19 protein-coding genes and 1 pseudogene are annotated in these 21,069 nt (G+C 75.2%); 13 read left to right on the top strand and 7 right to left on the bottom strand.

Going from position 1 to position 21,069, the window contains the following annotated elements:
* The first annotated feature begins 16 nt into the window (after nucleotides 1–16).
* Entirely contained in the window at nucleotides 17–781 is a 765-nt protein-coding gene (locus tag OU787_RS30020) for an ABC transporter permease (protein ID WP_030463089.1), read from the top strand.
* 64 nt (nucleotides 782–845) lie between these two features.
* On the opposite strand, the gene OU787_RS30015 is transcribed toward OU787_RS30020, so the two are convergent.
* From OU787_RS30015 to OU787_RS30000, 4 genes are all read right to left on the bottom strand, one after another.
* A complete protein-coding gene (locus OU787_RS30015) occupies nucleotides 846–2,150 on the bottom strand; it encodes an aminotransferase-like domain-containing protein (RefSeq protein WP_030463088.1) in 1,305 nt (434 codons plus the stop codon).
* Nucleotides 2,147–3,103 (bottom strand): alpha/beta hydrolase, encoded by a 957-nt coding sequence (locus tag OU787_RS30010; protein WP_268661263.1) that lies wholly within the window; start codon nucleotides 3,101–3,103, stop codon nucleotides 2,147–2,149. Before OU787_RS30010 ends, OU787_RS30015 begins: the two co-directional genes overlap by 4 nt.
* Nucleotides 3,103–4,029, bottom strand: a complete 927-nt coding sequence (locus tag OU787_RS30005) for a class I SAM-dependent methyltransferase (protein ID WP_268661262.1) — start codon at nucleotides 4,027–4,029, stop codon at nucleotides 3,103–3,105. Before OU787_RS30005 ends, OU787_RS30010 begins: the two co-directional genes overlap by 1 nt.
* Before the next feature lie 69 nt (nucleotides 4,030–4,098).
* The gene (locus tag OU787_RS30000) at nucleotides 4,099–5,205 is read right to left on the bottom strand and encodes an alpha-hydroxy acid oxidase (RefSeq protein WP_030463085.1); all 1,107 of its coding nucleotides are present in this window, start codon (nucleotides 5,203–5,205) and stop codon (nucleotides 4,099–4,101) included.
* A 239-nt stretch (nucleotides 5,206–5,444) separates the two neighbouring features.
* On the opposite strand from OU787_RS30000, the gene OU787_RS29995 reads away from it, so the two are divergent.
* The 11 genes from OU787_RS29995 (at nucleotide 5,445) to OU787_RS29945 (ending at nucleotide 16,465) form a co-directional block, all read left to right on the top strand.
* Nucleotides 5,445–6,800 carry a class I adenylate-forming enzyme family protein gene (locus OU787_RS29995; protein WP_035956928.1) on the top strand — a complete coding sequence of 452 codons (1,356 nt, stop codon included), beginning with the start codon at nucleotides 5,445–5,447 and terminating at the stop codon, nucleotides 6,798–6,800.
* 141 nt (nucleotides 6,801–6,941) lie between these two features.
* Entirely contained in the window at nucleotides 6,942–7,211 is a 270-nt protein-coding gene (locus OU787_RS29990; protein ID WP_030463083.1) for an acyl carrier protein, read from the top strand.
* On the top strand, nucleotides 7,208–7,507 hold the full coding sequence (locus OU787_RS29985) for a hypothetical protein (protein ID WP_030463082.1): 300 nt from the start codon (nucleotides 7,208–7,210) through the stop codon (nucleotides 7,505–7,507). The genes OU787_RS29990 and OU787_RS29985 overlap by 4 nt, the downstream gene beginning before the upstream one ends.
* A complete protein-coding gene (locus tag OU787_RS29980; protein WP_198545071.1) occupies nucleotides 7,504–8,616 on the top strand; it encodes a beta-ketoacyl synthase N-terminal-like domain-containing protein in 1,113 nt (370 codons plus the stop codon). Before OU787_RS29985 ends, OU787_RS29980 begins: the two co-directional genes overlap by 4 nt.
* A gap of 278 nt (nucleotides 8,617–8,894) precedes the next feature.
* A complete protein-coding gene (locus OU787_RS29975; RefSeq protein ID WP_035956924.1) occupies nucleotides 8,895–9,386 on the top strand; it encodes a hypothetical protein in 492 nt (163 codons plus the stop codon).
* 106 nt (nucleotides 9,387–9,492) lie between these two features.
* On the top strand, nucleotides 9,493–11,283 hold the full coding sequence (locus tag OU787_RS29970; protein ID WP_268661261.1) for a class I adenylate-forming enzyme family protein: 1,791 nt from the start codon (nucleotides 9,493–9,495) through the stop codon (nucleotides 11,281–11,283).
* Complete coding sequence (locus tag OU787_RS29965; protein ID WP_268661260.1) at nucleotides 11,280–12,548, top strand: beta-ketoacyl-[acyl-carrier-protein] synthase family protein; 1,269 nt, start codon at nucleotides 11,280–11,282, stop codon at nucleotides 12,546–12,548. Before OU787_RS29970 ends, OU787_RS29965 begins: the two co-directional genes overlap by 4 nt.
* Nucleotides 12,545–13,546 (top strand): VOC family protein, encoded by a 1,002-nt coding sequence (locus OU787_RS29960; RefSeq protein ID WP_268661259.1) that lies wholly within the window; start codon nucleotides 12,545–12,547, stop codon nucleotides 13,544–13,546. The genes OU787_RS29965 and OU787_RS29960 overlap by 4 nt, the downstream gene beginning before the upstream one ends.
* Nucleotides 13,547–13,563: 17 nt before the next feature.
* On the top strand, nucleotides 13,564–14,541 hold the full coding sequence (locus OU787_RS29955) for a phytanoyl-CoA dioxygenase family protein (protein WP_268661258.1): 978 nt from the start codon (nucleotides 13,564–13,566) through the stop codon (nucleotides 14,539–14,541).
* Entirely contained in the window at nucleotides 14,538–15,506 is a 969-nt protein-coding gene (locus OU787_RS29950; protein WP_268661257.1) for a thiamine pyrophosphate-dependent dehydrogenase E1 component subunit alpha, read from the top strand. Before OU787_RS29955 ends, OU787_RS29950 begins: the two co-directional genes overlap by 4 nt.
* Nucleotides 15,503–16,465, top strand: coding sequence for an alpha-ketoacid dehydrogenase subunit beta (locus OU787_RS29945; RefSeq protein WP_268661256.1), 963 nt, complete (start codon nucleotides 15,503–15,505; stop codon nucleotides 16,463–16,465). Before OU787_RS29950 ends, OU787_RS29945 begins: the two co-directional genes overlap by 4 nt.
* A 158-nt stretch (nucleotides 16,466–16,623) precedes the next feature.
* Here the strand turns inward: OU787_RS29945 and OU787_RS29940 are convergent, their stop codons facing one another.
* Together OU787_RS29940 and OU787_RS29935 are read right to left on the bottom strand one after the other, a co-directional pair.
* Complete coding sequence (locus OU787_RS29940) at nucleotides 16,624–17,805, bottom strand: globin domain-containing protein (RefSeq protein ID WP_030463073.1); 1,182 nt, start codon at nucleotides 17,803–17,805, stop codon at nucleotides 16,624–16,626.
* 402 nt (nucleotides 17,806–18,207) lie between these two features.
* A pseudogene (locus tag OU787_RS29935) lies at nucleotides 18,208–18,645 on the bottom strand (RrF2 family transcriptional regulator); the annotation flags it as partial.
* A 331-nt stretch (nucleotides 18,646–18,976) separates the two neighbouring features.
* On the opposite strand from OU787_RS29935, the gene OU787_RS29930 reads away from it, so the two are divergent.
* The gene (locus OU787_RS29930) at nucleotides 18,977–20,458 is read left to right on the top strand and encodes a carboxyl transferase domain-containing protein (RefSeq protein WP_268661255.1); all 1,482 of its coding nucleotides are present in this window, start codon (nucleotides 18,977–18,979) and stop codon (nucleotides 20,456–20,458) included.
* A 45-nt stretch (nucleotides 20,459–20,503) separates the two neighbouring features.
* On the opposite strand, the gene OU787_RS29925 is transcribed toward OU787_RS29930, so the two are convergent.
* A complete protein-coding gene (locus OU787_RS29925) occupies nucleotides 20,504–20,962 on the bottom strand; it encodes a hypothetical protein (protein WP_268661254.1) in 459 nt (152 codons plus the stop codon).
* Nucleotides 20,963–21,069: the final 107 nt, after the last annotated feature.

Here is a 21,069-nt window from a genome sequence, read left to right as displayed (position 1 = left end):
AGCCCCCGAGGTCCCCGTGAAGCTCGCCCGCGACACCTGGCTGGTCTACCAGCGCCAACTCCTCCTGATGGCCCGCTCCCCCGTGTGGATCGCCGTCGGTCTGCTCCAACCCCTGTGCTACCTGCTGCTGTTCGCCCCGCTGCTGACCTCCGCGCTGGCCGCGTCCGGCGCGCACGGCACCGCCGACGCCTACCGGATCTACGTGCCCGGGCTGCTGTCCGCGCTGGCGCTGATGGGCGGCCTGTTCACCGGTTTCACCCTGCTCGGCGAGCTGCACGCGGGCGTCATCGAGCGGTCCCGGGTGACGCCGGTCAGCCGGGTCGCCCTGCTGCTGGGCCGGGCGCTGCGGGAGACCACCGCGCTGCTGATCCAGTCGGTGCTGATCGCCGTGCTGGCGATCCCGTTCGGCCTGACCGTGGGCCTGGCCGACCTGCTGCTGGCGCTGGCGATGCTGGCGCTGATGGCCCTGATGGCGTCCTCGGTCTCCTACGGGCTGGCCCTGCTGGTGCCCACCGACGCGGCGCTGGGCCCGGTGGTCAACACCATCGCGCAGCCGCTGGCGCTGCTCTCCGGCACCCTGCTGCCGATCGCGCTGGCCCCGGTCTGGCTGCGCACCGCCGCGTCCTGGAACCCCTGCTACTGGGCGGTGGAGGGCATGCGCGCCCTGTTCGCCGGGCACCTGGACGCCCCCGAGGTGTGGCGCGGCCTGCTGCTGACGGCGCTGCTGATGGCCGTCGCGGTGGCCTGGTCGGCGCGGCTGTTCGCCCAGCGGATCCGCTGACGGCAGGCACGGCCGAGCGGGGCCCGGCGGCAGGCGTGCCGGGCCCCGCTCGGTGCTGTCCGGGTCAGCCCGCCGGGAGCTGCTCCTTGACGAAGGCGGCCAACCGCCGCACCCCGTCCGCGATCTGATTCGGCGTCAGGTAGGAGCAGGAGAGCCGCAGTTGGTACTCTCCACCGCCCCCGGGGTGGAAGCCGTCCATCGGCGTCCACAGCACGCCGTGCTTGCGGGCGCACGCGTCGAGGGCCCGGGCGTCGGCCCGGAACGGCACCGTGACGACGGCGAAGAAGCCGCCGTCGGGGTGGTTCCAGGAGACGCCGGGGACGTCCCGGAAGGCGGTCTCCAGCTCGGCCAGCAGGGTGTCCATGTTGCGGGCGTAGAAGCGCCGGGCGGGCTCGTTGGCGTCCCGCAGGCGCAGTCCGCCGTCCAGCAGCATGCCGCCGATGACGGCCTGGCTGAGCGCCGAGGTGTTGACGGTGGTCATGCTCTTGAGCTTGGCGAGCTCGTCGGCGAGCAGGCCCTCGCGGCCGTCCGGGGCGGCCACCCGCTGGTCGGCGACCACGTAGCCGACCCGGGCGCCGGGGAAGCAGGTCTTGGCGAAGGAGCCGAGGTAGACCACGTTGCCGCGGTCGCCGTCCAGGGCCTTGAGGGTGGGGCGGGGGTCGGCGGTGCGGCCGAAGAAGCCGTACGGGTTGTCCTCGATCAGCAGGACGCCGGTCTCCTCGGCCACCGCCAGCAGCCGGCGGCGGGCCGGCTCGTCCAGGCTGGCGCCGCTGGGGTTGGCGAAGTCGGGGACGACGTAGCAGGCCCGGGGGCGTTTCCCGGCGGCGCGCAGGTCGCGGACGGCCGCGGCCAGCGCCTCGGGGTCGAGTCCGCTGTCGCGTCCGGCCTCCGGGACGGGGTGCACGGTGAGGTCGAGCAGCCGGGCGGCGCCGGTGACGCCGACGTAGCAGGGCGCGGAGACCAGCAGCACGTCGTCCGGCCCGGCGCACAGGGCGCGCAGCACCAGCAGCATGCCCTCCTGGGCGCCGACGGTGACCACCAGCGCCTCGGGGTCGGCGTCGATGCCCTCGTCGGCGGCCAGGGCGCGGGCGATCAGCGGGGCGATCAGGCCCTTGGTGCGCCCGTACTGGAACACCTCCTGGCGGACCTGGCTCTCGGTCAGGCCGCGTTCCTCGCGCAGGTGGCGCAGGTAGGTGTCCAGGTGTTTCGGGATGTCGGCCGGGTCGAAGAACTCCTCGTGCGGGCGGCCGGGGGCGAAGGAGACCGCCTCGGGGTAGCGGCCGGTGACCTCGTTGAGGAAGGTCATCGCGTCCAGTAGCGGGTCGGCCAGCGAGCCGTGCAGGTCGGCGAGGTGCAGCACCCGGGTCACCGCTGCTGCTCCGCGGCCCGGTAGGCGGCCAGTAGCCGTTCGGCGGCGAAGAGTTGGGCCGCTCGGCCGTCGTCCAGCACGCCGGGCATGGCGAAGAAGCCGTGCGGCATGCCGTCGTAGCGGCGCAGTTCGACCGGGACGCCCGCGGCGCGCAGGGCTTCGGCGTACTGCTCGCCCTCCTCGCGCAGCGGGTCGTACTCGGCGGTGAGCACGGTGGCGGGCGGCAGGCCGGCCAGCGAGGGGGCGCGCAGCGGGGAGGCCAGCGGGTTCGCGCCGTCGGCCGGGTCGGCCAGGTAGTGGTCCCAGTACCAGGCCACCGAGTGCCGGTTGAACAGCGCCGGGTCGTCGTCCGTCCCGGGGGGCGGGACGCGGTGGTCGGTGTTGGGGTAGACCAGCAGCTGGTGCAGGATCGCGGGGCCGCCGCGCTCGCGGGCCAGCAGGGTGAGCGCGGCGGCCAGGTTGCCGCCCGCGCTGTCGCCGCCGACCGCGATCCGGGCCGGGTCGAGGCCCAACTCGGGTGCGTGGCGGGCGATCCAGTCGAGGGCGGCCCAGCAGTCGTGGACGGCGGCGGGGAAGCGGTGCTCGGGGGCGTGCCGGTAGCCGACGGCGAGCACGTCGGCGCCGGTGGCGTTGGCCAGGGCGCGGCAGACCGGGTCGCCGGTGTCGAGGGAGCCGAGCGCCCAGCCGCCGCCGTACAGGTAGAGCAGGGCGGGGCCGGGGGCGGCGTCCGCCGGGCGGGGGGCGGGCCGGTAGTGGCGCAGGGCGAGCGGGCCGCCGGGGCCGTCGACGGTGAACTCCCCGACGTGGTGGACTCCTTCGCCCGTTCCGGTGGCGGCCCGCAGGTCGGCGAGGTCGGCGGCGCGGGCCTCGGCGAGGCTGCGGGTGTACAGCGGCGGGGTGCCGGCGGCGGCGCGGCGGGCCCGCATCGCCTCGGCCTGGGGGTGCAGCGGCATCAGTGCGGTCCTCCGGGGGCGGCGTCGGGGGCGACGGCCTCCAGGTAGATCGACTCGTCCTTGCGGAAGGCGGTGTCGAGGGCGGCGACGTCCGGTCGGGCGCCGGTCTGGAACTCCCGTCGTACGACGGTGAATGCGCCGTAACCGGCGCGGTCCAGAACGTACCGCAGTTCGGCCTCGTCGTAGATCCAGCGGTGGCCGAAATGGTAGAAGATCTGGTTCAGCATGAAGGCCCGGCGCTCCGGCATCGGCGGCCCGACCCGCATGGTGCGCAGGCGGCGGCGGTGGCGGCGGAAGAACTGCTCGCGGTCGTCGAGGTAGCCGGTGACGTACGCGGCCAGGTCCGGGGTGGTGATCCGGAGCAGCCCGCCGGGGCGCAGGACGCGGCGCACCTCGGCCAGCCAGGTCACGGCGGTGCCGAGCGGGACGTGCTCGATCAGGTGCTCGGCGTACACCCAGTCGACGCTGTGGTCGGCGAACGGGAGCGGCCGGGCGATGTCGAGGCGGGTGTACAGGCTGCTGCCGTCGATCCGGTAGACCGGGCCGGGGCGGGTGGCGGTGACGGCGCCGTCGGCGTCCGGGTGGGCATCCGGGTGGGCATCCGGGTCGGCGTCGGTGTGCAGGCCGACCAGGTCGGTGCCGAGGCCCTGCGGGTGGCGGGTGCGGAACGCGGCGAACTCGATGCCGGTGACGCCGAGTTCGCGGAAGTCCTGGTGGGTGTGCGGCGCTTCGGGGCGGACCAGCTCGATCGAGGTGCACCGGGCGAGGTCGTCGGTGAACGCGTCGGTGCGGGCTTCGAGGCCCTCGGGGTCCTCCCAGTCCCAGTCCGCGAACAGCTCCGCGGCAGGACTCTCGGCGGGGCTCTCGACAGGACTCTCGGCAGGGCTCTCGACGAGGGGTTCGGTGGGGGGTTCGGTGGTCGTCATGCGCGTCGTTCCGTTCTGTTTGTCGGTGGTCCGTCATGGGCCCCTATATATAAGGAGAACGACGGCCGCTCAGCGATGCGTGGGGGCGGCCCCCGGCCGGGGCGCGAGGGCGCCGCGGTCGAGGTCCGCGAGGGTGGGCCGGCCGGCCAGCACCATGGTGTCGAGCAGCTCCTCGCGCAGCAGGTCGAGCACCGCCCGGGCGCCGTCCGCGCCGCCGTGCGCCAGGCCCCACAGCACGGGCCGCCCGATCAGGGCGGCGCGGGCGCCGAGGGCCAGCGCCCTGGCGAGGTCGGCGCCGTGCCGCAGGCCGCCGTCGACCAGCACCGGGAGGTCGGCCGGGACGGCGGCGACCACCTCGGCCAGGGCGTCCGGCGCGGGCGGGGTGCCGTCGAGCTGGCGGCCGCCGTGGTTGGAGACCACCAGGCCGTCCACGCCGTGCTCGACGGCGAGCCGGGCGTCCTCGGCGGTGAGCACGCCCTTGAGCAGCAGCGGCAGCGTGGTGCGCCGCCGCAGCCAGGCCAGGTCGGCCCAGGTGACCGTCGGGTCGAACTGCTGCCGGGAGTGCTCCTCGATGCCGGAGCGGCCCGCTTCGGCCCGCCCGGCGCCGCTGGTGAGCCGGGCCGCCAGGTTGGCGGCGGTCATGCCGGGCGGCAGCGCGAAGGCGTTGCGCAGGTCGCGCAGCCGGCGGCCGACCTTGGGCGCGTCGACGGTGAGCACCAGCGCCCGGTAGCCGGCCGCCTCGGCCCGCGCGACCAGTGCGGCCAGCGCCTCGCGGTCGCGCAGCCAGTACAGCTGGAGCCAGCGCGTCCCGTCGGGCGCCGCCTCGGCGATCTGCTCCAGGGTGCGCCCGGCGAAGATGCTGGCGACCAGCAGCGCCCCGGCCGCGGCGGCGGCCCGGGCGGTGGCGCACTCGGCGTCGGGGTGGGCGAGCCCGTGGTAGGCCATCGGGGCGACGCCGTACGGGGCGGCCAGCCGGTCGCCGAACAGCTCGGTGCGGCAGTCGGGGGCCGAGACGTCCACCAGGACGCGCGGGCGCAGCAGGTGCCGCTGCCAGGCGTCCCGGTTGGCCCGGGCGGTCCACTCGGATCCGGCCGCGCCGTCGAAGAAGTCCCAGATCACAGCGGGCAGTCGGGCCTTGGCCAGCGCGCCGTGCTCCGCCAGGGTGAGCGGAACCATCGCGTCCGAACCTCCTGATGATCCGTCAACTCGTGCGAAAACGAGGGACAGCGTAGGGGGCGACCAGCCACTGGTATAGACCTTGACCCTTGATGCGCTCCCGTGCAAAGGTCGGCACCGACGGGGGTTCCACACTGAAGCATCACAACTTCCGAACCTTGCTTCCCACACGAGCGCGTGGAGTTGCGTTGACGCTTACCCCAACCCCGGTACGCGGCGGCACGGTTGCCGCGGACTGGGTGGACGAGCAGTTACTCGCCGGACCGGACGGCGAACCGTGCCTGCGCTTCGGCGCTCCGGTGAACAGGGGCACCCTGCGGGCCCTGGTGGCCGAACGGCAGCGGCAGTTGGCCGCCGCCGGACTCGGCGAACACGGGACGGCGGCACTGCGGATGCCGCCGTCGGCGGAGTTCGTCGCGGCCCTGCTGGCCGTCTGGCGCTCCGGCGCCCGGGCGGTCCTGCTGGACCACCGGCTGACCGCCGCCGAGGTGGACCGCGCGGTGGACCGGCTGCACCCCGGGGTGCTGGTCGAACTCGCCGACGGCCGACCGCGGTTCACGCCGCTGCCGGACGCCGACGAGGCCCCGGCCGAGCACGCCCTGGTACAGCTCAGCTCGGGCTCGACCGGCCCGTCCAAGGTGATCGCCCGGACGGCCGCCGACCTGCTGCGCGAACTCGACTGCTACGCACGGCTGCCGGAGTTCCCGACCCGCGGCGAGCGCACCGTGCTGCTGTCCTCGACGGTGCACGTGCTCGGTCTGGTCGGCGGGCTGCTGCACGCCCTGCACGCGGGCGTGGAGCTGGTGGTGCCGCAGCGGACGACCCCGACCGGCATCCTGGCCGCGATCGCCGAGGGCGGCGCACCGACCACCGTGATCGGGGTGCCGTTCCACGCCGAACTGCTGGCCGCGGTCGCCGCGCCGCCCGAACTGCCGCAGCTGCGGCGGATGGTGGTGGCCGGCGAACTCGTCCGCCCGCAACTGCCCGCCGCGTTCCGCGCCCGCTACGGGGTGCCGCTGGGCACCATGTACGGGATGACCGAGACCGGCGTGATCGCCACCGACCTGAGCGGCCGCCACCACCCCGCGGTGGCGCCCGTCCACGGGATGCGGCTGTCCCTGGCCGGCGGCGAACTGCACATCGCCCGGGAGCACTCCCCGTACCTGGGGCCGACCGACCCGACCCGCTGGTCGGACGGCCTGCTGCACACCCGCGACGCCGCGCTGATCGAGGACGGCACCGGCCTGGTGACCGTGCTCGGGCGGCGCGACTCACAGATTTCCATCGGCGGCCTCAAGGTCGACCTGAACGAGGTCGAGCAGGCCCTCACCGGGCTCCCCGGTGTGGTCGAGGCCGTGGTGCTGTTCGCCGACGGCGCGATCGAGGCGTACGCCGCGACCGCCGAGGGCGTCACCTCCGCGCCGTCCGAACGGGGCGGCCCCGCCGAGCAGTTGCGCGAACTGCTGGGCAAGGAGCTGGCGGGCTACAAGCTGCCCCGCCGGCTGCACCTGATGCCGCAGCTCCCCCGGACCGCCACCGGGAAGCTGCTGCGGGACGCCGCCGCCCTGCGCCGACAGGCCGACGCCGCCCGCTGATCCACCCCGCTTCCCCTCCCCCCTTCCGGTGCGGTGCGCCCGGCCCGGTGGACGGCTCCAGACACCGTCCGTCCGGCCGTCGGCGCGCCCTGCCCGGAACCACCCCTTCCTTCCCCTCCCGATTGCGCTGGAGATCCTTCCATGCAGGAACAGATCCGCTCGTTCGTCCTGACCACGCTGGCCGCGATGAACTACGACGTCTCGAACGTCACTTCGGAGACCGACCTCGGCCCGGCCGGCCTCGACCTGGAGTCGCTGGCGCTGGCCGACCTCGCGGTGCAGGTCGAGGAGGAGTTCGGCATCCGCTTCGAACTGGACGACATGGAGTCCACCGCCCTGATGACCATCGACGAGTTCAGCGCCGAGGTCGCCGCCCGGATCGCCAAGTCCGCGGTGGGCACCGCCCGATGAGCACCGACGCCGGAACCCGGTTCGGCCGGGCGGAGGCCCTGGCCATGCTCGCCCGCTACGGCGACCGCGCCCCCGAGCAGGTCGACGAGCACCTGGGCTCGCTGGAACTGACCTGGCTGATCGCCGAGGCCGAGCAGACCTACGGCGTGCAGGTCGACCTGGACGACGAGCACCTGGACGCCATCCGCACCGTGGACGACGCGGTGGCCGCGCTCGGCGCCCAGCTCGCCGCGGCCCTGAACGCCGAGGTCCTGAACGCCGAGGCTCAGGACGGCGCGGGAGTCGCCGCGCCATGACCCCGACCGCACTCCGGAACGGCCCGCCCCGGCGCGCCGTCCTGGTCGGCGGCATCGGTGTGCGGTCGGCGTTCGGCGCCGGGCTCGACGCCCTGACCGACGGCGTGCTCGCCGGGCGGGCCGCCTTCGCCCCGGTGCAGCGCTTCCGCACCACCGCGCACCGCGCGGACCGGGCCGCCACCGGACCGGGCTCCCCCCGGCTGGCCGACCAGCTGGTCGCGGTGCTCGCCGAGGCAGGCGCGCTCTCCGGACCCGGCGGACCCGAACAGCCTTGTGCAGAGGAGGAGTTGCTGCTCGCCCTGCACGGCGACCGGCGGGCCGGACCGGTCGCCGCCGAGGTCGCCGAACGGACCGGGCTGCGGCCCCGGGTCTACACGGGGGCGTGCGTCGCGGCGTCCACCGCGGTCGCCGACGCGGCCGCGCTGATCGCCTCCGGGCGGCGCGAACGCGTGCTGGTCGCGGCCGGGTACCTGGTCGAGCCGGACACCTTCGCGGTGTTCGACGCCGGCCGGGCACTGGCCGGGGACGGCGCCGTCCGCCCGTTCAGCCTGGGCCGCAAGGGCATGCTGCTCGGCGACGCGGCGGTCGCCGTGGTGCTGGAGTCGGTACCGGCCCTGCGCCGGCGCGGCGGCCGCGCGCTGGCCCGGATCGCCGGGTGGGCCCGGACCGGGGACGCCTTCCACGTCTGCCGCCCGCACCCCGACGGCACCGGCCTGGCCCGGGCGGTGCACGGCGCGCTCACCCGGGCGGGCGCCGGACCGGACGCGGTCGGCTACGTCAACGCCAACGGCGCGGGCTCCAAACTCGGCGACCTGGCCGAGGCCGCCGCGCTGCGCGCCGTCTTCCCGTCCGGCACCCCGCCGGTCAGCTCCACCAAGTCCGTGCACGGCCACGCCCTGGAGGCTTCCGCCCTGCTCGAACTCGCCGCCACCGTCGGTACGTTGCGCGCCGGATCGCTCCCCGTGAACGCCGGCTGGCAGGCCGCGGACCCCGACTGCCCGCTGGACCTGGTGCTCGACCGCCCCCGCCCGGCGGCCCCCGCCCTGGCCCTCACCGTCAACGCCGCGTTCGGCGGCGCCAACACCGCCCTCCTGGTGGCCCCCGCCTGACCCCGCCCCCCGGTCACCGGTCCCGCCGGTCCCGGCGGTCCTGTCTCCTCTCGTTCCCCGGCTCCTCTCGTTCCCCGGCTCCTCTCGTTCCCCGGCTCCTCTCGTTCCCTGTCTCCTCTCGTTCCCGTCCGGCGCTCCCGGCCCGCACTCCTGGTGGCACCCGCATGACCGCCCCGAGACCCTCCCCCGTCCTCGCTCCCGACCATTCGCCTCCGCATCCGACACCGCAGGCACCGCAGGCTGCGCAGGCACCGCAGGCTGCGCCGACGGCGCCCCGCGTGCTCGCCGGGCCGCTGCGGGTGCTGGCCGCCGCCCGCTGGCCGGACGGGCCGGAGGACGAACTGCCCGCCATCGCGGGGTTCGTGGAGTCCGCGTTCAGCCCGCTGGTGGCCGAGGCCGCCGAGCGCTGCCTGCGGGCCCGCTACGGTGCGCCGCCCGCCGTCGGGGCGCCGCGCACCGCGCTGCTGCTGGCCAGTGCGAGCGGCGACACCGGTACGGCGGACGCGCTGGCCCGGGCCACCGCGGCCGGGCAGCGGGTCGCCCCGCTGCTGTTCTTCCAGTCGAACCCGAACGCCGTGCTCGGCCACGTCGCCGCCCGCTGGCAGCTGGACGGGCCGGTCGTCGCGCTCGGCCCCGGCTTCCCGGACGGGCCCGAACTGCACGAGCGGGCGGCCCTGTTGATCGAGGACGGCGACGCCGAGCAGGTGCTCGTGATCACCGCCGTCCAGGGCCCGCCCGACCGCGCCGGCGCCGTCCTGCTCGCCCCCTGAACCACCGCACCCCCGCAATCCCCCGTACCCCTGGATGCCCCCTCGCGCACCGCGGCCCGCCGAGGGGCCCTCCCCCCTTTCCCGCACCACGAGAAGAACGGGAACGATGAGCCTCCGCACCCTTCGCGCCGTGCTGTCCGCCGACAGCTCCGTCGGCGCCGGCAACGTCCTGACCACCCGCGCCGAGCAGGGCCTCGGCCCGGACTCGCCGACCCTGACCTTCGACACCCCCGTCGACGCCCACCCGGCGGGCCAAGCCCTGACGCTCAGTCAACTCGACCTGGCGGTAAGGGTCCGGGCCGCCGCCCTGCACGCCCGGGGGGTGCGCCGTCGCGACCCGGTCGCCGTTCAGGCGTCCGCCGCGGCCGACCAGGTGCTGTGCTTCCTCGCCCTGAGCCGCCTCGGCGCGATCCCGGCCCTGCTCAACCCGGCGCTGGACGCGGACACTTCGGCCCGCTACCTGCGCCGGTTGAACGCGGTCGGGCTGCTCGCCGACACCGCGCACGCCAAGGCGCTGGCCGACGCGGCCCCCACCGGTCCGACACCCGGCGATCCGGGCCCCGCCGGTCCGGCCCTCGCCAATCCGGTCCTCGCCGGTCCGGGCTGCGGCATCCCGCTGCTCGCCGACACCGCCGAACTCGCCGACGGCGACCCGGAGTCGGCGCCCGAGCCGTACCGGCACTGGCCGACCGACCCGGTGGCGATCACCCACTCCTCGGGCACCACCGGCCTGCCGAAGGCGGTGCTGCACACGCACGCCAGCCTGTACGCGGCGATCCGGCACCGCCTGCTGCTGCCCCGCCCGCAGGGCATCGACCGGGTGCTCAGCGCGCTGCCGGCCGCGCACGCCGCGACCCTGATCGCGGTCAACCTGGCGCTCAGCTTCGACGCCCAACTGCACCTGATCTCCGGCCAGTCGGGGCCGGCGGTGCTGGAGGCCATCGAGCGCTGGCGGCCGCAGGGCGTGTACGGTTTCGCCACCACCTGGGCCGACCTGGCCCGCCACGACCTCTCGGCCCGCGACCTGTCCTCGGTCGGCCTGTGGTGGAACACCGGCGACTGCGCGCACGAGGCGCACATCCGCCGCCTGGTCGCCCAGGGCTCGCGGGAGACCGCCACCCGGCAGGGCCGGGTCCGCACCGCCGGGTCGGTGTTCGTCGACGGCCTGGGCTCCTCCGAGATGGGCCACTCGCACTTCCACATCACCCACACCGTCGACTCCGCGCGCTACGGCCGCTGCGTGGGCCGCCCGCACACCTTCGTCGACTGCGCGGTCCTCGACCCGGACGGCAACGAGCTCGGCCCCGGCGAGGTCGGCGAGTTGGGCACCCGCTCGCCCACCCTGTCGCCCGGCTACTGGAACGACTCGGTCACCACCCACCGCACCCGGGTCCGCGACTACTTCCTCACCGGCGACCTGATGTACCGCGACGAGGACGGCTACTACTACCACGTGGACCGGGCCGTCGACACCGTCGACCTCGGCGACGGCCGCCGCCTGCACACCGCCGCCAGCGAGGAGCGCGTCCTGGCGGCCTGCCCGGACGTGCACGACTGCACCGTGGTCGCCTTCCGCGACGGCGACCGGACGGTCGCGGACGTGCTGCTGCAACTCGACCCGGCGGCCGCCGCACGGGACGCCGTCAGCACCACCGCCGAGGACGCCGCCCGCACCACCGCCGAGGACACCGCCCGCACCGCCGCCCAGGGCGCCGCCCGGACCGCGGCCCGGACCGCCGAGGTGCTCGCCGCGTTGGAGCCGCACGTCGCCGCCGTCGTCCGCTCGGTGCTGGTGGTCGAGGACGCGGACATCCCGCTCGGGCCGACCGGCAAGGTCCGCAAGGTGCTGCTGCGCGAGCGCCACCTGGCCGCGGTGGCCCCGGCGGCCGCCCGATGAGCACGGTCGCCGCGCAGGTCACCGGCATCGGCTGGGTGACGCCGCTGGGCCGGGCCGTGCCGGAGGCGTTCCGGGCGCTGGCGGCCGGCCGTTCCGGCCTGGTCGCCCCGCCGGAGGGGCACCCGGCGGCGGGCTGGCTGCGGGTGGCGGGCATCGCCCCGCCCGTCCCGGCCACCGAGGTGCTGCCGCCGACCGAGACCCGGGTCGCCGACCGCTTCCTGCTGCTGGCGCTGGCCGCCGCCGAGGACGCCCTCACCGACGCGAAACTGACGGTCCGTCAGGAAGCCGACCCGGAGCGGGTGGCGGTGGTGCTGGGCACCGGCGGCGGCGGGCTGGAGAGCTACGAGCAGCAGGCCGCCGGGCGGCGCGAACGCGGCCGGGCCGCGGTCAGCCCGTACCTGCTGCCGGGCATGCTGTCGAACATGGCGGCCGCCCGGATCGCCATCAAGTACGGCATCCGCGGCTACAGTTCGGCCGTGATCACGGCCTGCGCGGCGGGCGCGCAGGCGATCGCCGAGGGCCTGCGGCTGATCCGCGGCGGCGAGGCGGACGTGGTGGTGTGCGGCGGCGCGGAGGCCCCGCTGCACCCGACGATCGCCGCCGCCTTCGACAACTCCCGCGCGCTGGCTGCCGGTTGGGAGGATCCGACGCAGGCGTCCCGGCCGTTCGACGCCCGCCGCAACGGTTTCGTGCTGGGCGAGGGCAGCGCCGTCCTGGTGCTGGAGAGCGCCGAGCACGCGGCGGCCCGCGGCGCGTCCGGGTACGCCTCGCTGGCGGGCTGGGGCGCGGCCACCGACGCCCACCACCCGACCATGCCGCGCCCGGACGGGGCGGGCGCGGTCTCGGCGATGCGGGCCGCGCTGCGCTCGGCGGGCCTGGAGCCGTCGGCCGTGGACTACGTGAACGCGCACGGCACCGGCACCAAGCTGGGCGACGTCGCCGAATCGGCGGCGCTGCGCGAGGTGTTCGGCGGGCACGAGCCGTTCGTCAGCTCGACCAAGGGCGCCACCGGCCACCTGCTGGGCGCCTCGGGGGCGGTGGAGGCGGCGGTGTCGGCGCTGGCCGTCGCCGAGGGCCTGATCCCGCCCACCCTGAACCTCGAACAGCCGGACGGGGCCTGCGCGTTGCGGCACGTCCGGGGCGCGGCCGAGCACAGCGTCGTGCGGCACGCCCTGTCCAACTCGATCGCGTTCGGCGGCCACAACCTGAGCCTGCTGTTCGGTCCGCCGGGCATCACGGCCAAGCACCTCGGAGGGGACTCATGACCGTGCCGGGCATCGCGTACACCGAACTGTACGTGGAGGACGCCCACAAGTACGCCGCGCAGCTGCGCGACGACTGGGGCTTCACGCTGTACGAGCCGGCGGCGGCCGCGCCGGGCACCGCGCAGGTGGTGGCGCACCAGGGGTCGGTCCGGATGCTGCTGACCTCGGCGGTGGAGGCCGGCCACCCGGTGGCCGGCTGGGTGCGGCGGCACGGCGACGGCGTCGCGGTGATCGCGCTGCGGCACGCCGACGCGGCGTCGGCGGCCGCGGCGGCCGAGCGGGCGGTGGCGGCGGGCGCCGTGCGGCTGGACGGGGCGGGCACGGTGTCCGGCTTCGGCGACCTGGCGCTGCGCTTCACCGGTCCGGAGGACCTGCTGCCGCCGGGTGAACTCCCGGGCCGGGGTGCACTGTTGTCGCTGGACCACGTGGCGGTGGTGGTGCCGGGCGGGCAGTTGGGCGACTCGGTGCGGTGGGCGGTCGAGGGGCTGGGCCACCGGGAGGTGTTCCGGGAGTACGTGGAGGTCGGCGACCAGGCGATGGACTCCCGGGTGGTGCAGAGCCCGTGCGGGACGGTGACCTTCACCCTGCTGGAGCCGGACACCTCGCGGGCGTCCGGCCAGATCGACGGCTTCCTGACCGCGCACGGCGGCGCGGGCGTCCAGCACCTGGCCTACGCGACGGGCTCGATCACCGCCGCGGTACGGGAGTTGGCGGCCCGCGGGGTGGCGTTCCTGAGCACGCCGGGCGCGTACTACGACGCGCTGGAGTCCCGGCTCGGCCCGACGGCCATCCCGGTGGCGGAGCTGCGCGACACCCACGTGCTGGTGGACCGGGACCACGGCGGCGAACTGTTCCAGATCTTCGCCCGCTCCACCCACCCGCGCCGGACGCTCTTCCTGGAGCTGGTGGAGCGGCGCGGCGCCGGCAGTTTCGGCACCGCCAACATCAAGGCCCTGTACGAGGCGGTGGAGCGCGAGCGCGCCACCGCGGACAGCTGAGCAGAGGGGAGAGGGAAGTGACCACCGTCATCGAGCAGTTCGCGTTGACCGAGGAGGAGTCGGCGCTGCTGCCGACCGTCGAGGAGGTGCTGGAGTACGCGGAGCGCGGCTGGTACCTGTCGCGGCGGCTGTTCTCCGACGCCGAGCTGGACGCGCTGCAGGCCGCCACCGAGCGCTACTACGCGGGCGAGCGGGACCGCGAACTCCCGGCGCGGCCGCCGCACTTGGCGTCCTGGAAGCCGTCGGACGGGCCGGTGCAGCGGCACAACGACTACGTGCACTACGAGCACGCGGAGATCGGCCGGATCCTGTGCAAGCCGCTGCTGGGCGCGGTCGCGGCGCGGCTGGCGCAGGCGGCGGAGGTCCGGCTGTTCCAGTCGACGCTGATCTACAAGCCGCCGGTGCCGGGCGAGCCGAGCAACGTGGTGCCGTGGCACTTCGACAAGCACTACTGGCAGACCTCCACCTCGCAGCGGATGCTGACGGCGTTCCTGCCGTTCCACGACTGCACGGAGGAGATGGGCACCATCACCATGGTGGACGGCAGCCACCGCTGGGAGGAGCGGCCGGGCGGGGACGACTCGACCCGGCACTTCGCCGCCCGGGACCGCTCGGAGCTTGAGCAACTGCTGCACGAGAACGCCGAGTTCAACGGCTGTTCGGTGCACACCGTGCCGGTGGAGATCCCGCGCGGGCACGTGTCCTTCCACCACTGCCGCACCTACCACGGCTCCGGCCCGAACCGGTCCGCGCAGCCGCGCCGGGCGGTGTCGCTGCACCTGCAGGACGGGTCGAACCGGTACCGCCCGTTCCTGCGGCCGGACGGCTCGCCGGTGGTGTACAACCACGACGCGGTGGTGCGGCGGGACGCGAACGGCCGACCGGACTACGCGGACCCGGAGTTCTGCCCGGTGCTGTGGCGGTCGGAGCCGGGGCAGCCGGAGCCTCGGCGGTCGGAGCCGGGGCGGTCGGAGCCGGGGCGGTCGGGTCGGTGAGCCTGCCGCACCTGGCGGACCCGGCGGGCCGGTACCGGGCGATGCGGCTGATCCGCTCGTTCGAGGAGCTCGCCCTGGAGTGGGTGCGCTCGGGGCTGGTCGTCGGCGGCACCCACCCGTACATCGGGCAGGAGGCGGTGGCGGTCGGCGTGTGCGCGGCGCTGGATCCGGCCGACCAGCTGACCTCGACCCACCGCGGGCACGGGCACGTGCTGGCCAAGGGCGCCGACCCGGGCCAGCTGCTGGCCGAACTGCTGGGCCGGGTCGGCGGGTTGAACGGCGGCCGGGGAGGGTCGATGCACGCCGCGGACTTCTCGCTGGGCGTCCTGGGCGCCAACGGCATCGTCGGCGCGGGCGCGCCGATCGCGGTCGGCTCGGCCTGGGCGGCGCAGCAGCGCGGCGAACCCACCGTGGTGGCCTCGTTCTTCGGCGACGGCGCGCTCAACCAGGGCGTGCTGCTGGAGGCGTTGAACCTGGCGTCGATCTGGCGGGCACCGGTGGTGTTCGTCTGTGAGAACAACGGCTACGCGACGACGCTGCCGGCCGCCGCGGCGGTGGGCGGTTCGGCGTGCGGCCGGGCGGCGGCGTTCGGCATCCCGGCCGAGACGGTGGACGGGATGGACGTGGAGGCGGTCCGGGCGGCGGCCGAACGGGCCGTGCGGCGGGCGCGCGCGGGCGGCGGTCCGTCGTTCCTGGAGTGCCTGACGTACCGGTTCGAGGCGCACCACACGATGGAGCGGCGCTTCCGGCTGTCGTACCGGACGGCCTCGGAAGTGGCGTCCTGGCGCGAGCGCGACCCGCTGGCGACCGGCCTGCCGGAGGCGGCCGCCATCGACCGCGAGGTGGCCGAACTCCTGTCCGCCGCCGCCGAGTTCGCCCTCGCCTCGGCTGAGCCGGACCCGGCGACGGCCACTGACCACCTGTACGCGAGCGGGCTGCGGCCCCGGTCGGGAGCGGCCCTGTGACGCTGTTGTCGTACGCCAAGGCGATGAACCGGGCGCTGTCGGACGCGCTGGAGGCCGACCCGGCGGTGTGCGTGTTCGGCGAGGACGTCGGCGCGGGCCTGGCCGGGCTGACGCTCGGCCTGCAACGGCGCTTCGGCGCCGGGCGGGTGGTGGACGTGCCGCTGTCGGAGCAGGCGTTCACCTCGGCCGGGATCGGGGCGGCGCTGAACGGGATGCGGCCGGTGATCGAGTTGCAGATCCCGTCGCTGCTGTTCCTGGTGTTCGAGCAACTCGCCAACCAGGCGCACAAGTTCTCGCTGATGACGGGCGGGCAGGCCCGGGTGCCGCTGACCGTGGTGGTGCCGGGTTCGGGTTCCCGCAGCGGCTGGGCGGGCCAGCACTCGGACCACCCGTACGGCCTGTTCGCGCACGTGGGCATCAAGACGCTGGCGCCCGCGACACCCACCGACGCGTACGGGCTGCTGAGTTCGGCGATCGCGGACGACGACCCGGTGGTGCTGTTCGCCCCGGCGGGCGCGCTGGCCGTGCGCGAGGACGTGACGGCGCCGCTGGCGCCGGTGCCGATCGGCGCGGCCCGGACCCACCGCCCGGGCACCGACGTGACGGTGGTCGCGGTCGGCCACCTGGTGCACCAGGCGCTCGCGGTGGCCGAGGAGTTGGCGGACGAGGTGTCGGTGGAGGTGCTCGACCCGCGCACCCTGTACCCGCTGGACCGGTCCGCCCTGGTGGCGTCGCTGCGCCGCACCGGCCGGCTGGTGGTGGCCGACGACTCCAACCGCTTCGCCGGGTTCGCCGCCGAGGTGCTGGCGGTCGCCGCCGAGGAGTGCCGCCTGCTCGCCCCGCCGCTCCGGGTCACCCGCCCGGACGGCGCGGTCCTCCCGTTCGCCCCGGCCCTGGACCGGGCGATGCAGCCGGGCGCCGAGCAGTTGCGGGACGCGGTCCGGGCCGTACTGAAGTGACGGCCCGGCCCCGGCGAGGCCCTGCGGGCGACGGTCCGGCCCCGGGGCGGTGCGCACCGCTCCGGGGCCGGGCCGTTGCCCCGCCGGGACCGGGCCTTCCCGGTCATCCGCCGCTTCCCGCGCGGCAGTTGACGGCCCGGTCGGGGGTGGGCCCGCGGTCAGGCCTGGCCGAGCCACAGGTCGGGGCCGAAGACCTCGTAGTGGATGTCGGCGGCGGGCACGCCCGCGGCCAGCAGCTGGGTGCGGACGGAGCGCATGAACGGGAGCGGGCCGCACAGGTAGGCGACGGCGTCGGCGGGGACGTCCAGGCCGGTCAGGTCGACCCGGCCGGTGCGGTCGGCGGGCCACTCGCCCTCGGGGCGCTCGTACCAGACGTGCGCCTCGGCGTCGGGGAGCTTGTCGACCAGCAGCGCGAACTCCTCGCGGAAGGCGTGCGCGGACTCCTGCTGGTCGCCGTGCACGGCGATCACCTTGCGGGCGGCGCCGGTCTCGGCGAGGTGGGTGAGCATCCCGACGATCGGGGTGCAGCCGATGCCGGCCGAGGCCAGCACGACCGGGCGGTCGCCGTCGGCCAGTTGCACGTCGCCGAACGGGGCGCCGACCAGCAGGGTGGCGCCCTCGTCGACGTGCTGGTGCAGGTGGTTGGAGACCTCGCCGGCCGGGTCGCCGGCGACCTTCTTGACGGTGATCTGCAGGCCGCCGTCGGGCTGCCCGGACAGGCTGTACTGGCGGATCTGGTGGGCGCCGTCGGGGAGTTCGACCTGCACCGAGACGTACTGGCCGGGCTTGTGCGCCGGGACGGGGCCGCCGTCGGCGGGGCGCAGCAGGAAGGTGGCGACGTCGGCGGTCTCGGCGGTGCGGGCGGCCACCGTGTAGCGGCGGCGCTCGCCGCGGGTGCCGCTCTCCTCGTACAGGCGGGCCTCGATGGCGATCAGGGCGTTGGCCATCAGCCAGTACACCTCGTCCCAGGCGGCGGCGACCTCGGGGGTGACGGCGTCGCCGAGCACCTCGACGATGGCGGCGAACAGGTGGGTGTGGACCACCTGGTACTGGTCGGGGGCGATGCCGAGCGAGGCGTGCTTGTGGGCGATGCGGGCGAGCATGGCGTCCGGCCGCTGGTCGGGGTGCTCGATCAGCGCGGTGGCGAAGGCGGCTATCGAGCCGGCCAGCGCCTGGCGCTGGCTGCCGTCGGCCTGGTTGCCCCGGTTGAACAGGTCGCGCAGCAGCTCGGGGTGGGCCGCGAACAGCCGGTCGTAGAACGATCCGGTGATCTCCCCGATGGCCGCGCCCACCACGGGCAGGGTGGCACGCACGGTCTGCGCGGACTTCTCGGACAGCATCCGAAACTCCAAACTCGCATCTGAGATGCGCATTTAATGGCATGGAAAACGGCACGCGGAACCGGACGGAGGACCGACCGGGGACCGGCCGGGAACCGATCGGGAACCGGCCGGGAACCGATCGGGGACCGGCGGAGAACTGCTGGTGACCGCCTGGGGCCTGCCTGGTTGCTCACCCGGCGACTGCCTGGCGCCCGCCCAGGGCCCGCCTGGGGCCCGCCTGGGGCCCGCCTCGATGCTCGCTCGGACGGGCTACGGCGAGGAAGGGCCGAACGGTCCCGGCCCCGGCGGGCCACCCGGACCTCCGGACGGGCCCTCCGGTCTGCCCGGCCCCGACAGCGCCTCCGCCGCCGGCGGCGCCTCCGCCCCCGGCGGCGTCTCTGCCCCCGGCGGGTCGCCGAACACCGGCAGTCCGAGCAGGACCGGACCGCCGGGCTCGCTCGGCACGCCGACCAGGTCGTTGACGGTCAGCGGGTCGAGGGTGGCGAAGAACGCCTCCTGGGCCCGCCGCAACGCCCCGCGCAGCCGGCAGGAGTGGCGCAGCGGACAGGGCGGCTCGTCCTCGCAGCCGACCACGTCGCCGACACCTTCCAGCTCCCGGACGATCCGGCCGAGCGATCCGGTGCGCCCGGCGGCGGTCAGGGCGAGCCCTCCGCCGCGGCCGCGCCGGGCCTCGACCACGCCCAGGTGCTGGAGTCGGCTGACCACCTTCGCCGCGTGGTTGTAGGGGACGCCGACCGCCTCGGCCACCTCGCGGGTGGTCGGGGTCTGGTCCTCGTCCAGCACCGCCAGGCGCATGGCGATACGCAGCGCGATGTCGGTGCTCTTGGTCAGCCTCACGGGCCTGACTCTAATCAATTACGCATCTTGGATACCAATTACACCGGTGTCTGGTGCGTCACGTCCCGGCCCCCTTCGCCCCCGGCCTCCTTTCGCCCCCGGCCCCCCTTCGCCCCCGGCGCCCCTCCGCCCGGCCCCCGCGCCGCCGTCGCGGGCCGTCGTCGCGGGCCGGTGATCCTGCTCACCCTCGTGCGGCGCACCAGCAACCGGCCCCGCCGCCCCGCTAGCCTCGGTGACACCCGGCCACCCCGCCCCGGCCCGGGCCGCCCTTCCCCTTGCTCCCGCTCCTGTTCCCGTTCTTGTTCCCGTTTCCCCGCGACGGAGGCCCCCGGTGACGGCACGTCAGCTCCTCGACCGACTGGTCGACCCCGGCAGTCTGCACAGCTGGGACGAGCCGATCACCGCCGAGTACGCCGACCCCGGCTACCGGGACGCGCTGGCCCGGGCCCGGGAGCGCACCGGCCTGGACGAGGCCGTGACCACCGGCCGGGCCCTGCTGGACGGGCGGCCGATCGCCCTGGTGGCCTGCGAGTTCGCCTTCCTCGGCGGCTCGATCGGCGTGGCCACCGCCGAACGGATCACCCGCGCCGTGGAGCGCGCCACCGCCGAACGCCTGCCGCTGCTCGCCCTGCCGGTCTCCGGCGGCACCCGGATGCAGGAGGGCTCGGCCGCGTTCCTGTGCATGGTGCGGGTCACCGCCGCCGTGCACGCCCACCGCACCGCCGGACTCCCCTACCTGACCTACCTGCGCAACCCCACCATGGGCGGCGTGTTCGCCTCCTGGGGCACCCTCGGCCACCTGGTGCTCGCCGAACCGGGCGCCCGGCTCGGCTTCCTCGGCCCCCGGGTGTACGAGGAACTGCGCGGCGAACCGCTGCCGCCCGCCGTCCAGCGTGCCGAGACGCTCGCCGCGCACGGCCGGCTGGACGCCATCGTCCCGCCCGAGCGGCTGCGCACCTTCCTCTCCCGCGCCCTCACCGTCCTCACCGCCCGCCCCGCCGCCGCTCCCGCCTCCGCTCCTTCCCCCGTCCCCGCCTCTGCCCCCACTCCCCCGGACGCCTGGGAGTCGGTCCTGCTCAGCCGCCGCCCCGACCGCCTCTCCGCACTCGAACTCCTGCACCACACCGCCGAGTTGTTCCTCCCGCTGGACGGCGACAGCGCCCTCGTCCGGGGCCTGGCGCTGATCGGCGGACAGCCCGTCATGGTCGTCGCCCAGCAGCGCCAGGGGCCCGACCAGCCTGCGCTACCGGTCACCGCCGCCGACCTGCGGGCCGTCCGGCGGCAGGCGCAGATCGCCGAGGAACTCGGGCTGCCGCTGCTCACCGTGGTCGACACCACCGGCGCGGAACTCTCCGTCGAGGCCGAACTCGACGGCGTGGCACTGGAGATCGCCCACTGCCTGACCACCCTGGTCGGACTGCGCACCCCCGTGCTCGCCGTCCTGCTCGGCCAGGGCAGCGGTGGCGGCGCACTCGCCCTGCTGCCCGCCGACCGGGTGCTCGCCGCCGAACACTCCTGGCTGGCCCCGCTGCCGCCCGAGGGCGCCTCCGCGATCGTCCACCGCGACGGCGACCACGCCCCCCAACTCGCCCGCGCCCAGGGCATCACCGCCACCGCCCTGACCACCACCGGCCTGGTCGACCAGGTGGTCCCCGAGACCGACGACCCCGCCGACCTCCGCGACCGCCTCGCCACCGCGATCACCGCCACCCTCGCCGAACTCACCCGACTCCCCACCCCCGAACGCCTCGCCGCCCGCGCCACCCGCAACCGCCGCCTCGGCGGCCCCGTTTCGCCTCTCCCCCCGCGATGAACACCGCCCGGCGAGGCCATGCCGCCTGGTTGGTGCAGCCGCCTTCTAGTGCTGTGCTGTGGCGGAGGTGGAGGGGGGCATGAGGCAGCGGGTGCTGACACTGATGGAGAGCCAGTGGACACCGCCAGTGGTGCCGATGTCGATGAAGTAGCGGCCTTCGTCGTGTTTGGCGTACAAGAGCACGTCGGGCTGGCCGTCCACCGTCTCGCGGTAACCGGTGATGCGGAAGCCCTCCTTCTCCAGGGCGGTCCGGATCTTCCGGACGGCTTCGGGATGTTGATCCACGGGGACCGTGCTGGCGGCATGGTAGGCGAGGGTGTACCGGCCGTCCTCGGCAACCTCGCCGTTCTTTCCCTCGCAGTTGCTGAAGTAGGGCTTGATGGACTCCGGCGCCACGGTGACACCGCCGACCTCAGCCAGGTGCTCGGTCATGTGCTGGGCCCATGCCTGGGCATCGCTCTTGGCCATGACGGGCAACGGCTCGTTCGGATCCGGGCTGTTCACGCAGCCTCCCAGGAATAGTGACAGGAACAGGACTGTGGCGGCGTGCGAATGACGGCGCGCGCGGAATTTTGGTCGAGGCATGGGATTCGGTCTCTCTGCGGCAGCCG

Source organism: Kitasatospora sp. YST-16 (assembly GCF_026802215.1).
GTDB lineage: Bacteria > Actinomycetota > Actinomycetes > Streptomycetales > Streptomycetaceae > Kitasatospora > Kitasatospora cineracea.
Note: the sequence above shows the minus strand (reverse complement) of the source record. Positions and strands in the feature narration are given on the sequence as shown.